Origin of the sequence: Mesorhizobium sp. M0048 (genome assembly GCF_040323405.1) — a bacterium.
Lineage (GTDB): Bacteria > Pseudomonadota > Alphaproteobacteria > Rhizobiales > Rhizobiaceae > Mesorhizobium.
This window is the reverse complement of record NZ_JAMYUV010000004.1, coordinates 27683-41860: the sequence shown is the minus strand read 5'-3', so window position 1 is coordinate 41860 and position 14178 is coordinate 27683. Positions and strand designations below refer to the sequence as shown.

The 14178-nt window shown below is 62.9% G+C and carries 12 protein-coding genes; all 12 read right to left on the bottom strand.

The window, feature by feature from the left end; all coding sequences use genetic code 11:
* Window positions 1-3: 3 nt before the first annotated feature.
* The 12 genes from nuoN to NKJ84_RS05680 all read right to left on the bottom strand — a co-directional run bounded on the left by nuoN (window position 4) and on the right by NKJ84_RS05680 (window position 14143).
* Entirely contained in the window at window positions 4-1440 is a 1437-nt protein-coding gene (gene nuoN / locus NKJ84_RS05735; RefSeq protein WP_352477554.1) for an NADH-quinone oxidoreductase subunit NuoN, read from the bottom strand.
* Window positions 1441-1457: 17 nt separating this feature from the next.
* Complete coding sequence (locus NKJ84_RS05730; protein WP_352450009.1) at window positions 1458-2963, bottom strand: NADH-quinone oxidoreductase subunit M; 1506 nt, start codon at window positions 2961-2963, stop codon at window positions 1458-1460.
* A complete protein-coding gene (gene nuoL, locus NKJ84_RS05725) occupies window positions 2963-4936 on the bottom strand; it encodes an NADH-quinone oxidoreductase subunit L (RefSeq protein ID WP_352505704.1) in 1974 nt (657 codons plus the stop codon). Before nuoL ends, NKJ84_RS05730 begins: the two co-directional genes overlap by 1 nt.
* Before the next feature lie 10 nt (window positions 4937-4946).
* Window positions 4947-5255: an NADH-quinone oxidoreductase subunit NuoK gene (gene nuoK / locus NKJ84_RS05720; RefSeq protein WP_023676620.1), complete on the bottom strand. Its 309-nt coding sequence runs from the start codon at window positions 5253-5255 to the stop codon at window positions 4947-4949.
* Between the two features lies 1 nt (window position 5256).
* On the bottom strand, window positions 5257-5877 hold the full coding sequence (locus tag NKJ84_RS05715) for an NADH-quinone oxidoreductase subunit J (RefSeq protein ID WP_352505703.1): 621 nt from the start codon (window positions 5875-5877) through the stop codon (window positions 5257-5259).
* Window positions 5878-6107: 230 nt separating this feature from the next.
* Entirely contained in the window at window positions 6108-6599 is a 492-nt protein-coding gene (nuoI, locus tag NKJ84_RS05710; RefSeq protein WP_023676622.1) for an NADH-quinone oxidoreductase subunit NuoI, read from the bottom strand.
* A complete protein-coding gene (gene nuoH / locus NKJ84_RS05705) occupies window positions 6599-7642 on the bottom strand; it encodes an NADH-quinone oxidoreductase subunit NuoH (protein ID WP_292663045.1) in 1044 nt (347 codons plus the stop codon). Before nuoH ends, nuoI begins: the two co-directional genes overlap by 1 nt.
* Before the next feature lie 2 nt (window positions 7643-7644).
* Entirely contained in the window at window positions 7645-9726 is a 2082-nt protein-coding gene (gene nuoG, locus NKJ84_RS05700; RefSeq protein ID WP_352505702.1) for an NADH-quinone oxidoreductase subunit NuoG, read from the bottom strand.
* Window positions 9727-9800: 74 nt separating this feature from the next.
* A complete protein-coding gene (locus tag NKJ84_RS05695) occupies window positions 9801-10496 on the bottom strand; it encodes a helix-hairpin-helix domain-containing protein (RefSeq protein ID WP_352505701.1) in 696 nt (231 codons plus the stop codon).
* A 79-nt stretch (window positions 10497-10575) separates the two neighbouring features.
* On the bottom strand, window positions 10576-11880 hold the full coding sequence (nuoF, locus tag NKJ84_RS05690; RefSeq protein ID WP_352505700.1) for an NADH-quinone oxidoreductase subunit NuoF: 1305 nt from the start codon (window positions 11878-11880) through the stop codon (window positions 10576-10578).
* A gap of 10 nt (window positions 11881-11890) precedes the next feature.
* The gene (gene nuoE, locus NKJ84_RS05685) at window positions 11891-12952 is read right to left on the bottom strand and encodes an NADH-quinone oxidoreductase subunit NuoE (RefSeq protein WP_352505699.1); all 1062 of its coding nucleotides are present in this window, start codon (window positions 12950-12952) and stop codon (window positions 11891-11893) included.
* Window positions 12953-14143 (bottom strand): NADH-quinone oxidoreductase subunit D, encoded by a 1191-nt coding sequence (locus NKJ84_RS05680; protein ID WP_254818103.1) that lies wholly within the window; start codon window positions 14141-14143, stop codon window positions 12953-12955.
* Window positions 14144-14178: the final 35 nt, after the last annotated feature.

Sequence of the window (14178 nt, the reverse complement as noted above, 5' to 3'; positions counted from 1 at the left end):
CCGTTAGAAGAAGGTCTTGGCCGCGGCGGCTGCGTAGGTTCCGATCGGGCCGCCGATCAGCACGTAGAACAGCACGAAAGCGCCGCAGGCGCCGAGCACGACGCGCAGTTCGGTCGCCATCGGCACGAAGCCGCCGACCGGTTCGTCGAACCACATGATCTTGATGATGCGCAGATAATAATAGGCGCCCACCACAGAGGCCAGCACGCCGATGATCGCGAGCGCGTAGAGGTTGGCATTGATGGCGGCGAGGAACACGTACCATTTCCCCCAGAAGCCGGCGAGCGGCGGGATACCGGCCAGCGAGAACATCATGATGGTGAGGATCGTCGCCATGATCGGGTTGGTCGCCGACAGGCCGGCGAGATCGCTGATCTGCTCGACATTGCCCTCCTTGCGCCGCATGGCCAGGATGAAGGCGAAGGTGCCGAGCGTCATCACCAGATAGATCAGCATGTAGATGGCGACGCCGCGCACGCCGTCCTGGCTGTTGGCGGCAAGGCCGACCAGAGCATAACCCATATGACCGATGGAGGAATAGGCCATCAGCCGCTTGATGTTGGTCTGGCCGATGGCCGCGAATGCGCCGAGCGCCATCGAGGCGATCGAGATGAAGACGATGATCTGCTGCCAGTCGGCGGCGATCGGCTTGAAGGCGCCCATGGTGACGCGCACCATCAGCGCCATCGCCGCCATTTTGGGTGCCGCCGCCAGAAAGGCCGTCACCGGCGTCGGCGCGCCCTCATAGACGTCGGGCGTCCACATATGGAACGGCACCGCCGAGATCTTGAAGGCAAGGCCGGCCAGCACAAAGACCAGGCCGAAGACGAGGCCGAGCTGGCGCTCGCCGCCGCTGAGCGCCGCGGCGATCTCCTGGAAGCCGGTGTTGCCCGTGTAGCCGTAGACCAGCGAGATGCCGTAAAGCAGCATGCCCGACGACAGCGCGCCAAGGACGAAGTACTTCAGCCCGGCCTCGGTCGAGCGCAGATTATCGCGGTTGATCGCCGCCAGCACGTAGATCGCCAGCGACTGCAGCTCGAGGCCGAGATAGAGCCCGATCATGCCGTTGGCCGAGATCATCAGCATCATGCCGAGCGTGCAGAGCAGGATCAGCACCGGATATTCGAACTTGTCGAAACGCTCCGCCTGGGCAAAGCGAACCGACATGACCAGCGTCACCGCCGAGCCGACCAGCGCCAACATCTTCATGAAGCGGGCGAATGGGTCCTGGATGAAGGCTTCGCCATAGGCGTTGCCCTGCCCCGGGGAAAAGATCAGCCAGGCGCCGGCGATCACCAGCACGGCAACAGCAAGGCCGCTCACCGTGACGGCGGTGTTGGCGCGCGAATAGGCGCCGAGCATCAACAGCGCCAAGGCGCCGATGGCGAGGATCAGCTCTGGCGTCGAGAGCGACAGGCTGGAGAGAAGGTCCGGCGTCATGGTTCGCAAACCCCCAGTCAGTTCGCCGCCGCGGTCTGCGCGGCGCCGATGGATGCGGTGACATTGGTAACGAGCGCCTTGACCGATTCGGCCGTCGCGTCGAAGATCGGCGCCGGATAGACGCCAAAGAAGATGACCAGCGCGACCAGCGGATAGATGATCACCTTTTCGCGCGTCGACAGGTCGAGCAAACCTTTCAGGCTTTCTTTGGTCAGTGCGCCGAAGATCACCTTGCGGTAGAGCCAGAGCGCATAGGCCGCCGACAGTATGACGCCGGTGGCGGCGAAGAACGCCACCCAGGTGTTGACCCGGAACACGCCGAGCATGGTCAGGAACTCGCCGACGAAGCCGCTGGTGCCGGGCAGGCCGACATTGGCCATGGTGAAGATCATGAACACGGTTGCATATTTCGGCATGTTGTTGACCAACCCGCCATAGGCGTCGATGTCACGCGTGTGCATGCGGTCGTAGACGACGCCGACGCAGAGGAACAGCGCGCCGGAGACCAGGCCGTGCGACAGCATCTGGAAGATCGAGCCCTGGACGCCTTCCTGGTTCATCGCGAAGATGCCCATGGTAACGAAGCCCATGTGAGCGACCGACGAATAGGCGATCAGCTTCTTCATGTCCTCCTGCATCAGCGCCACCAGCGAGGTGTAGATGATGGCGACGACGGAAAGCGTGAAGATCAGCGGCGCGAACATTTCGGATGCGATCGGAAACATCGGCAGCGAAAAACGCAGGAAGCCGTACCCGCCCATCTTGAGCAGGATGGCGGCCAGGATCACCGAGCCGGCCGTCGGTGCTTCGACATGCGCGTCCGGCAGCCAGGTATGCACCGGCCACATCGGCATCTTCACCGCAAAGGACGCGAAGAAGGCAAGCCATAGCCAGGTCTGCATATTGGCCGGGAAATTATGCGTCAGAAGCGTCGGGATATCGGTGGTGCCGGACTGGAAGAACATCGCCATGATGGCGAGCAGCATCAGCACCGAGCCGGCCAGGGTGTAGAGGAAGAACTTGAACGAGGCATAGACGCGCCGCTTGCCGCCCCACACGCCGATGATGATGAACATCGGGATAAGGCCGGCTTCGAAGAAGACGTAGAACAAGACGATGTCGAGCGCACAGAACACGCCGATCATCAGCGTCTCGAGCAGCAGGAAGGCGATCATATAGGCTTTGACGCGCTTCTCGATCGATTCCCACGAGGCGAGAATGCAGAGCGGCATTAGGAAGGTGGTCAGGATGACGAACAGCATGGAGATGCCGTCTACGCCCATATGGTAGGAGATGCCGGAATCCAGCCAGGCAAACTTCTCGACGAACTGGAAGCCAGGTTGCGAATTGTCGAAGCCGGTCCAGATAAACAGCGAAATCACAAACGTGAACGCAGTCGTGAAAAGCGCGATGGCGCGGATGTTGCGGCGCGCGTTCTCGCTGTCATCACGCACGAAAAGGATGAGCAGCACACCAACCAGCGGCAGGAAGGTGACCAGCGATAGGATCGGCCAGGCGGTCATCAGAGCATCATCCAGGTGACGAGTGCGGCAACGCCGATCAGCATGGCGAAGGCATAGTGGTAGAGATAGCCGGTCTGCAGCTTGACGACCCGGTTGGTGACGTCGACGACGCGCGCCGAAATGCCGTCCGGCCCGAGTCCGTCGATGACGGTGCCGTCGCCGGTCTTCCACAGGAAGTGGCCGAGGCGCTTTGCCGGCCGCACGAACAGGAAGTCGTAGAGCTCGTCGAAATACCATTTGTTGAGCAGGAAGGCGTAGAGCAGGCGATGGTTGGCAGCGACGCTCCGAGGCATTTCCGGCGCGCGAACATAGAACTGCCAGGCTATCGCAAAGCCGATCAGCATGGCGATGAACGGCGACAACTCGACCCATAACGGCACTTCGTGGATTTCGTGCAGGATCTGGTTGTCCGGCAGCGTGAACAGCGACGCCTTCCAGAATTCGGCATAGCCCTCGCCGATGAAGGCGCCGTGGAAGATCACACCGGCGAGCAGCGCGCCAGCCGCCAGGATGAACAGCGGCACCAGCATGACCGGCGGCGATTCATGGACATGGTGCATGACCTCGTGGCTGGCCCGCGGCTCGCCGTGGAAGGTCATGAAGATCAGCCGCCAGGAGTAGAAGGAGGTGAAGCAGGCAGCAATGACCAGCAATATGAAGGCAAATGCGGCGACCGCATTGTGGCCGGCGAAGGCCGCTTCGATGATGGCGTCCTTGGAAAAGAAGCCGGCCGTGCCGATGATCGTTACCGGAATGCCGACACCGGTCAGCGCCAGCGTGCCGATCACCATCATCCAGTAAGTCGTCGGGATCAGCGTCCTTAGGCCACCCATTTTGCGCATGTCCTGCTCGTCGGAGACGGCGTGGATGACCGAGCCCGAGCCGAGGAACAGCAGCGCCTTGAAGAAGGCGTGGGTGAACAGATGGAAAATCGCCGCGCCATAGGCGCCGACGCCGAGCGCCACGAACATGTAGCCGAGCTGCGAACAGGTCGAATAGGCGATGACGCGCTTGATGTCGTTCTGGACAAGACCGACTGTCGCCGCGAAGAAGGCGGTGAAGGCGCCGATGAAGGTGACCACCGTCAGTGCCGAATGCGACAGCTCGAATAGCGGCGACAGCCGCGCCAGCATGAACACGCCTGCCGTCACCATGGTGGCGGCATGGATCAGTGCCGAGACCGGCGTCGGGCCCTCCATGGCATCCGGGAGCCAGGTGTGCAGCGGCACCTGCGCCGACTTGCCCATGGCGCCCATGAACAGGAGCAGGCAGACAACCGTCATCGCGGCCTGCTTATCAAGCGCATAGCCGAGGAAGGTCAGTACGGCCGCGCCTTGCGGCGCGCCTTCCGCCGGAATGAACGTCGCCGCATTGGCGAAGATGGTGCCGAGATTGACCGAGCCGAACAGCACGAACACGCCGAATATGCCGAGCGCAAAGCCGAAATCGCCGACGCGGTTGACGACGAAGGCCTTGATCGCAGCTGCATTGGCCGACGGCTTCTTGTACCAGAAGCCGATCAGCAGATAGGAGGCAAGGCCGACGCCTTCCCAGCCGAAGAACATCTGCACGAGGTTGTCGGCCGTCACCAGCATCAGCATGGCGAAGGTGAACAGCGACAGATAGGCGAAGAAGCGCGGCCGGTCCGGGTCGTGATGCATGTAGCCGATCGAGTAGATATGGACCAGCGCCGACACCGTATTGACGACGACCAGCATCACCACGGTCAGCGTATCGATCCGCAGCGCCCACGACGCTTCGAGGCCGCCTGACTGGATCCAGCGCAGTACCGGCACGGTGAACACCTCGCCGCCGCCGAAGCCGACCGAGAAGAAGGCAACCCACGACAGCACTGCCGCGATCACCAGGAAGCCGGAGGTGATGTATTCGGAAGCCTTGGCCCCCAGCGAAGTGCCGAACAGGCCGACGATCAGGAAGCCGAGCAGCGGAAGGAAGACGATGGCCTGATACATGGTGGTTCCGTCAACCCTTCATCATGTTCACGTCTTCGACCGCGATCGAGCCGCGGTTGCGGAAGAAGACGACGAGAATGGCAAGGCCGATCGCCGCTTCGGCCGCCGCGACCGTCAGCACGAACAGTGCGAACACCTGGCCGACCAAATCGCCGAGCGCCGCCGAAAAGGCGACGAAATTGATGTTGACCGCAAGCAGGATCAGCTCGATCGACATCAGGATGACGATGACGTTCCTGCGGTTCAGGAAGATGCCGAACACGCCGAGCGTGAACAGGATCGCCGATACGGTCAGGTAGTGCGCGATGCCGACGACCATTTCAGACTCCTTCGCCCGTCTTGACCTTGCGGATTTCCACTCCGGTTGCCGCCGTGCGGCCGACCTGGGCGGCGATCGACTGCCGCTTGACGCCCGGCTTATGGCGCAGCGTCAGCACGATGGCGCCGATCATGGCGACCAGCAGCACCAGGCCGGCGATCTGGAAGTAATAGAGGTAATCCGTATAGAGGATGTCGCCGAGCGCTGCCGTGTTCGAGCGCGCGGCCAGGTCCGGAATGGGCTTGGCGACCATCGCCGCCAGTTTCGGCGCGAATGTATAGCCGCCGAGCACCACGATCAGCTCCGCCGCCAGGATCAGCCCGACCAGCGCGCCGATCGGTGCATATTGCAGGGCGCCTTCCTTCATTTCGGCGAAGTCAACGTCGAGCATCATGACGACGAACAGGAACAGCACCAGCACGGCGCCGACATAGACGACGAGCAGGATCATCGCCAGGAACTCGGCGCCGGTCAGCATGAACAGGCCGGCGGCGTTGAAGAAGGTCAGGATCAGAAACAGCACAGAATGCACGGGATTGCGCGCCGAAATGACCATGAACGCCGATGCCACCGCGACAAAGGCGAAGAGGTAGAAAAAGGCCGCCTCTAGTCCACTCAGCATGGGTTCCCCCGGGTTTCCTGTCCAAACAGGACGTTCGTCCTGTTTTTTGCCACCGCCTCCGGTCGGCAAGTTGCGTGTTCCTATCGCATGTTCCGATCGGGTTGAAAGACCCGATCGAAAAGAAAACATGCGACACTCTTTCATTCCGGAGGATGATCTTGTCCGAAAAGTATGCAACTTTTCGGGATCATCCTCTGAACGAGGCCCTCGCCCCGTTCATGCATCAAATATCAGCGGTAAGGCGCATCCAGCGAGATGTTGCGCGCCAGCTCACGCTCCCAGCGGTCGCCATTGGCCAGAAGCCTGTCCTTGTCGTAATAAAGTTCCTCGCGCGTCTCCGTCGCGAACTCGAAATTCGGCCCCTCGACGATGGCGTCGACCGGGCAGGCTTCCTGGCAGAAGCCGCAATAGATGCATTTCACCATATCGATGTCGTAGCGCACGGTGCGCCGCGTGCCGTCATTGCGGCGTGGGCCGGCTTCGATGGTGATGGCCTGCGCCGGGCAGATCGCCTCGCACAATTTGCAGGCGATGCAGCGTTCCTCGCCGTTCGGATAACGGCGCAGCGCATGCTCGCCGCGGAAGCGCGGGCTGACCGGTCCCTTCTCATGCGGATAGTTGATCGTCTCCTTCGGCGCGAAGAACTGGCGCATCGACAGGAAGAAAGCGCTGACGAAATCCTGCAAAAGCAGTGACTTGGCGGCCTGGGATAATGCAGACATCAGGCAAACCCCGTGATCTTTAGGAAAGCGGCGGTGGCGACCACCATGAACAGCGAGATCGGTAGGAAGACCTTCCAGCCGAGCCGCATCAGCTGGTCGTAGCGATAGCGCGGCACGAACGCCTTCACCATCGAGAACATGAAGAACACCAGGCAGACCTTGAGCACGAACCAGATCAGCCCCGGCACCCAGGTGAACGGCGCGAAGTTGAAGGGCGGCAGCCAGCCGCCGAGGAACAGGATGGTGGCCAGCGCGCACATCAGGACCACGGCGACATATTCGCCGAGGAAGAACAGCAGGAACGGCGTCGACGAATATTCGACCATGTGGCCGGCGACGAGTTCCGATTCGGCTTCCACAAGGTCGAAGGGCGGCCGGTTGGTCTCGGCCAACGCCGAGATGAAGAAGACGATGAACATCGGGAACAGCGACAGCCAATGCCAGTCGAGGAAGGTGTTGGGCAGGCCGAGCCGCGTGCCCAGCCCGTCCTGCTGCGACAAGACGATGTCGGACAGGTTGAGCGAGCCGACGCAAAGCAGCACGGTGACGATGACGAAACCGATGGAGACTTCGTAGGACACCATCTGCGCCGCCGAGCGCAGCGCGCCAAGGAACGGGTATTTCGAATTGGACGCCCAGCCGCCCATGATCACGCCATAGACCTCGAGCGAGGAGATGGCGAAGACATAGAGGATGCCGACATTGACGTTGGCGATCGCCCAGCCCTCATTGACCGGGATCACCGCCCAGGCCGAGATCGCCAGCACCGCCGAGACCAAGGGCGCCAGCAGGAAAACGCCCTTGTTGGCGCCGGACGGGATCACCGGCTCCTTGAACACGAATTTCAGCAGATCGGCGAAGGCCTGCAGTGTGCCCCACGGGCCGACGACGTTCGGGCCGCGGCGCAATTGCACCGCCGCCCAGATCTTGCGGTCGGCATAAAGCACATAGGCGACGAAGATCAACAGAACGACGATCAGCACGACCGACTTCAAAAGGATCAGCAGCGCCGGCAGCACGTAGAAGGAGAAGAAAGTGTCCATGTCTACTCCGCCGCCTGCCTGAAGCCGTTTTTCGCCAAAGCCGAGCATTCGGCCATCACCGCGGAAGCCCGCGCGATCGGATTGGTCAGGTAGAAATCCTTGACCGGCGAGGTGAAGGTGCCCTTGTTCAGCCGACCGCCGAGCTTGGCAACCCTGGCGATGTCGGCCGGGTCGCCGGCCGCGACATGGTCGACGCGGGCAAGATGCGGGTATTGCGCATAGAGCTTTGCGCGCAGTTGCTGCAGCGAATCGAACGGCAGCTTCTTGCCGAGCACATCCGACAGTGCCCGAAGGATCGCCCAGTCCTCGCGCGCTTCGCCGGGCGCGAAGCCGGCACGGTTGGTCTGCTGCACGCGGCCTTCGGTGTTGACGAAGGTGCCCGACTTCTCGGTATAGGCGGCGCCCGGCAGGATGACGTTGGCGCGATGCGCGCCCTTGTCGCCATGCGTGCCGATATAGACGACGAAAGCGCCGCCGGTCTTGGCCATGTCGATTTCGTCGGCGCCGAGCAGGAACAGCACGTCGGTCTCGCCCAGCATGCCGGCGACATTCCTGCCGCCCTCGCCCGGTACGAAGCCGACATCGAGGCCGCCGACGCGTGCCGCGGCGGTGTGCAGCAGGGCAAAGCCGTTCCAATCGGCCCTAGCGGCGTTGACTGCGACGGCGAGCTTCGCCGCCTGGCCGAGCACGGCCGCGCCGTCCGGACGCGCCAGCGCACCCTGGCCGACGATGATCAGCGGATGCGTCGCCTTCTTTAGCAGATGGAAGAACTTGCCGTTGCCGTCGGCCAGATCCTTCAGCGATTCCGGTCCGGCGCCGAGCTGCTCGTAATCATAGCGCGTATCGCCGACATCGCCGATGACGCCGACCGGCAGATTGCCGGCCCGCCAGCGCTTGCGGATGCGGGCGTTGAGCAGGGATGCCTCGAAGCGCGGATTGGCGCCGATGATCAGCACCGCATCGGCCTGTTCGATGCCTTCGATGGTCGGGTTGAAGACATAGCTGGCCCGGCCGAGCGACGGATCGAGTGCGGCACCGTCCTGGCGGCAGTCGGTGTTCCTCGAGCCGAGCGAAGCCATCAGAAGCTTCAGCGCGTAGATCTCCTCGACGGCTGCGAGATCGCCGGCAATGGCGCCGATCTTTTCGGGTGCGGCATTCGACACCGCTTCCTTGATCGCGGCAAAAGCCTCCGCCCAGCTTGCCGGGGCCAGTCTGCCGTCCTTGAGCACATAGGGCCGGTCGAGGCGCTGCGTGCGCAGGCCGTCCCAGATAAAGCGGGTCTTGTCGGAAATCCACTCCTCGTTCACCGCCTCGTTGGTACGCGGCAGGATGCGCATCACTTCGCGGCCCCGGCTATCGACGCGGATCGCCGAGCCGACGGCGTCCATCACGTCGATGGACTCGGTCTTGGTCAGTTCCCAAGGCCGTGCCTGGAAGGCGTAGGGTTTGGAGGTCAGCGCACCGACCGGGCAAAGGTCGATGACATTGCCCTGCAGTTCCGAAGTCATTGCGCTTTCGAGATAGGTGGTGATCTCGGCATCCTCGCCGCGGCCGATCAGGCCGAGCTCGGATATGCCCGCAATCTCGGTGGTGAAGCGGACGCAGCGCGTGCAATGGATGCAGCGGTTCATGATCGTCTTGACCAGCGGCCCGATATACTTGTCTTCGACCGCCCGCTTGTTCTCGTGGTAGCGTGAGGAATCGACGCCGAACGCCATCGCCTGGTCCTGCAGGTCGCACTCGCCGCCCTGATCGCAGATCGGGCAGTCCAGCGGATGGTTGATCAGCAGGAATTCCATCACGCCTTCGCGGGCCTTCTTGACCATCGGCGTGTTGGTGAAGATTTCCGGCGGCTCGCCGTTCGGACCGGGGCGCAGGTCGCGCACGCCCATGGCGCAGGACGCCTGCGGCTTGGGCGGGCCGCCCTTCACCTCGATCAGGCACATGCGGCAATTGCCGGCGATCGACAGCCGCTCGTGGAAGCAGAAGCGCGGCACTTCCGCACCGGCGTCCTCGGCCGCCTGCAGCAGCGTGTAGTGGTCGGGTACAGTGATCTCTTTCCCGTCGACCTTGAGCTTTGCCATTTCGCCTCAAACCCCTGCGGACGTTCCGCAATCTTTCCTTCCGGGCGCAGCCGACACCGCGCACGGTATTGAATTCAATTTTTGGCCCCGGCCAATGCGGCCGCCTGACCGATCCAGCCGTCACGGCCGATACGGCCCTTCAACGACAGGTAATCTTCGACCCAGGCGATCTCTTGCGGCGTCCACGCGGCAATCTGGGCGTATGTCCAGATGCCAAGGCCGTTCAGCACCTTTTCCAGTTTCGGCCCGATGCCCGATATTGCCTTGAGGTCGGCGGGCACGGCTGGCCGGTCCATCGGCTTGGGCTGCTTGAAATCTTCCGGCATCAGCCCGGCCGACGCATCCGCTGCAACGGTGCTGGCATTCGCCACGCTCCGCGCCGCAGTGCTTGTTGCAATGTCGGTCACGTCATTAGCGAAGGACTGCGCCTCGGCAATCAGGGTTTTGGTGGCTGCGCGCGCCTTGGTCGAGGAGCTTTTGCCGGTCGCGGAAACGCGTTCGGTCCGGGCCTCGAAATCCTCGGTGACCGGCTGCCAAAGCCGCTGCGAGGTCTCGGCCACGCCTGAAAGCACGCCCATCCAGACGCCAAAGGCGTGGTTGGCAAGCCCGATGCCGAGTGCCGTCATCGCCGCCGCGCCGGCGACAGGATGCGCCAGGAGATTGACGGCGCTGGCCATCTCCTTCGGCATTGTCCTGGTCAGGTCCTGGTTCATCTTCAAGAACGGGTCCCCATCGGGCGTCAAATCGTCGGGTATCGAAAACAGCGACATAGGTGGTCTCCTGGTCGTTTCCGTCTGCCCCGCGCTCGTTTCCTCGTTTCGGGCATTCGCCCGCATTTTTTGAATTCTTCTATTCCGCCGCCGCCAGCACCGGTTCGGCGCGGTGTGCGTTGCGCGAGAACTCGTCGATGCGCCGCTCCACCTCGCCGCGGAAATGCCGCATCAGGCCCTGGATCGGCCATGCCGCCGCATCGCCCAGAGCGCAGATCGTGTGGCCCTCGACCTGCTTGGTCACGTCGAGCAGCATGTCGATCTCGCGCTTCTGCGCCTCGCCGCGCACCAGCCGTTCCATCACCCGCCACATCCAGCCCGTGCCCTCACGGCAGGGCGTGCACTGGCCGCAGCTCTCATGCTTGTAGAAGTAGGACAGCCGCGCGATCGCTTTCACGATATCGGTCGATTTGTCCATGACGATGACAGCCGCGGTGCCGAGGCCCGATTTCAGGTCGCGCAGCGCATCGAAATCCATCGGCGCGTCGATGATCTGCTCGGCCGGCACCAACGGCACCGAGGCGCCGCCCGGAATGACCGCCAGCAGATTGTCCCAGCCGCCGCGGATGCCGCCGCAATGCGTCTCGATCAGTTCGCGGAACGGGATCGACATCGCCTCTTCGACGGTGCACGGATTGTTGACGTGGCCGGAGATGCAGAACAGCTTGGTGCCGGCATTGTTGGGCCGGCCGAAGGACGAGAACCAGGCCGCACCGCGGCGCAGAATGGTTGGCGCCACGGCGATGGACTCGACGTTGTTGACCGTCGTCGGGCAGCCATAGAGGCCGACATTGGCCGGAAACGGCGGCTTCAGCCGCGGCTGGCCTTTCTTGCCTTCGAGGCTTTCGAGCAGCGCCGTTTCCTCGCCACAGATATAGGCGCCGGCGCCATGGTGCATGTAGATGTCGAAATCGTAGCCGGAGGTATTGTTCTTGCCGATCAGCTTGGCCGCATAGGCCTCGTCGATGGCGAGTTGCAGCGCCTCGCGCTCGCGGATGAACTCGCCGCGCACGTAGATGTAGGCGGCGACCGCGCCCATGGCGAAGCCGGCGATCAGGCAGCCCTCGACCAGCGTATGCGGATCGTGGCGCAATATATCGCGGTCCTTGCAGGTGCCGGGTTCGGACTCGTCGGCATTGACGACGAGATAACTCGGCCGGCCGTCGCTCTGCTTGGGCATGAACGACCATTTGAGCCCGGTCGGGAAGCCGGCGCCGCCGCGGCCGCGCAGGCCCGATGCCTTCATCTCGTTGACGATCCACTCGCGCCCCTTGGCGATGATGCCGGGCGTGTTGTCCCAGGCGCCGCGCGCCATGGCGCCGGCCAGCGACTTGTCGAAGCGGCCGTAGATGTTGTTGAAGATGCGGTCTCTGTCCTGAAGCATTGCTCGTTCCTCAGACCGGCTTCTTGCCGGTCGGCCGGCTCTTGTTTCCGGGCGACGGCTTGGCCGCTTCGGCGGCAGCCTTCGCTGGTTTAACCTTGGCCTCCGGCGCTTTGAAAGCAGACGCCGGCTCGGCCTTGTTCTTGGAGCCTTTGCGCTGTTTCGAGACGTCCTCGACCTGCGGCTCGGCCTTGTTGGCATTGGCGGCCGAATGCAGAGGCGCTGCAACGCTCGCCGCCTTCTCCGCCGTTGGCGCGACTTTTGTCGCCGACGGCGATTTCAGCGCCGGGCTGGTCTCGACCGCATCGGTCTTCGGCTTGCTGGCATTCGAGGGCGCAACTGGCGCCGGTGCAGGCGCGGCAGCAGGCGGAACCGGCGCTGCGGCGTAAGCCGCCGGCGCCGCTTCCTTGGCGGCCTTGGTCGCGGCCCTGGTTTCCCGGTCGCGGGTCGCCTTGAGGATCGCCTTTTCACTCTTAAGGGTCGTCAGGCCACTGGCCGGCTCGGAAGTGACGCGGCCGTTTTGCGGTCCCGGTTCCACCGTAGCGCCCTTGCCGGCGTCATAAAGGTCGATGATCTCGGCAAGCCGCTCCGGCGTCAAATCCTCATAGGTGTCCTTGAATATCATCACCATCGGCGCGTTGACGCAGGCGCCGAGGCACTCGACCTCCTCCCACGACAGCGTGCCTTTGTCGTTGGTGTGGAACTGGTCGTGATGGATCTTCGAGCGGCACACATCCATCAGCGCTTCCGAGCCGCGCAGCATGCAGGGTGTGGTGCCGCAGACCTGGATATGGGCGCGGCTGCCGACCGGATTGAGCTGGTATTGCGTATAGAAGGTGGCGACTTCCAGCCCTCTGATATAGGGCATGCCGAGCATGTCGGAGATCGCCTCGATCGCCGCCTTGGTCACCCAGCCTTCCTGCTCCTGCGCCAGCATGAGCAAGGGGATGATCGCGGATTGCTCTCGCCCCTTCGGATATTTCTTGATCCACTGCTTCGCCGCTGCCGCATTCGCCCGGTTGAAGGCAAAGGCGGCTGGCTGGAGGCTGGCTTCTGCGAGACGGCGGACTGACATTTAGCGATCGACCTCACCAAACACGATGTCGAGGGAGCCGAGAACCGCGGTGACGTCGGCCAGCATGTGGCCGCGGCACAAAAAGTCCATGGCTTGCAGATGCGCAAAGCCCGGCGCGCGCAGCTTGCAGCGGTAGGGCTTGTTGGTGCCGTCGGAGACGAGATAGACGCCGAACTCGCCCTTCGGCGCCTCGACCGCGGCATAGACCTCGCCGGCTGGAACGCGGTAGCCTTCGGTGTAGAGCTTGAAGTGATGGATCAGCGCTTCCATCGAGCGCTTCATCGCCGCGCGCTTCGGCGGCACCACCTTGCCGTCGAGGTTCGACACCGGCCCGCCGCCCTCCTTGCCGAGCAACAGGTCGACGCACTGGCGCATGATTTTCGCCGACTGCCGCATCTCTTCCATGCGCACCAGATAACGGTCGAAACAGTCGCCGTTCTTGCCGACCGGAATGTCGAAATCCAGCTCGGCATAGCATTCGTAGGGTTGCGATTTGCGCAGGTCCCACGGCGCACCCGAGCCGCGCACCATGACGCCGGAAAACCCCCAGGCCCAGGCGTCCGCCAGGGAGACAGTGGCAATGTCGACATTGCGCTGCTTGAAAATACGGTTGCCGGTCAAAAGCGCGTCGAGGTCGTCGATCGACTTCAGGAACGGGTCGATCCACTTGCCGATGTCCTCGATCAGCTTCTGCGGCAGGTCTTGATGCACACCGCCCGGCCGGAAATAGGCCGCATGCATGCGCGAGCCGCTGGCACGCTCATAGAACACCATCAGCTTTTCGCGCTCGACGAAGCCCCATAGCGGCGGCGTCAGTGCACCGACATCCATCGCCTGCGTCGTCACATTGAGGATGTGCGACATGATGCGGCCGATCTCAGAGTAGAGAACTCGAATAAGCTGCCCGCGCTTCGGCACCTCGATGCCGAGCAGCCGCTCGGCTGCGAGCGCGAAGGCATGTTCCTGGTTCATCGGCGCGCAATAATCGAGCCGGTCGAGATAAGGCACCGCCTGCAGATAAGTCTTGTGCTCGATCAGCTTTTCCGTGCCGCGGTGCAAAAGTCCGATATGCGGGTCGACGCGATCGACGACTTCGCCGTCGAGTTCAAGAACCAACCGCAAAACACCATGCGCTGCAGGGTGTTGCGGGCCAAAGTTGATATTGAAGTTGCGAACGGAGGTTTCAGCCATGGAGGCGCCTCTGGCGAAGAGTCAGTAGTGAGTAG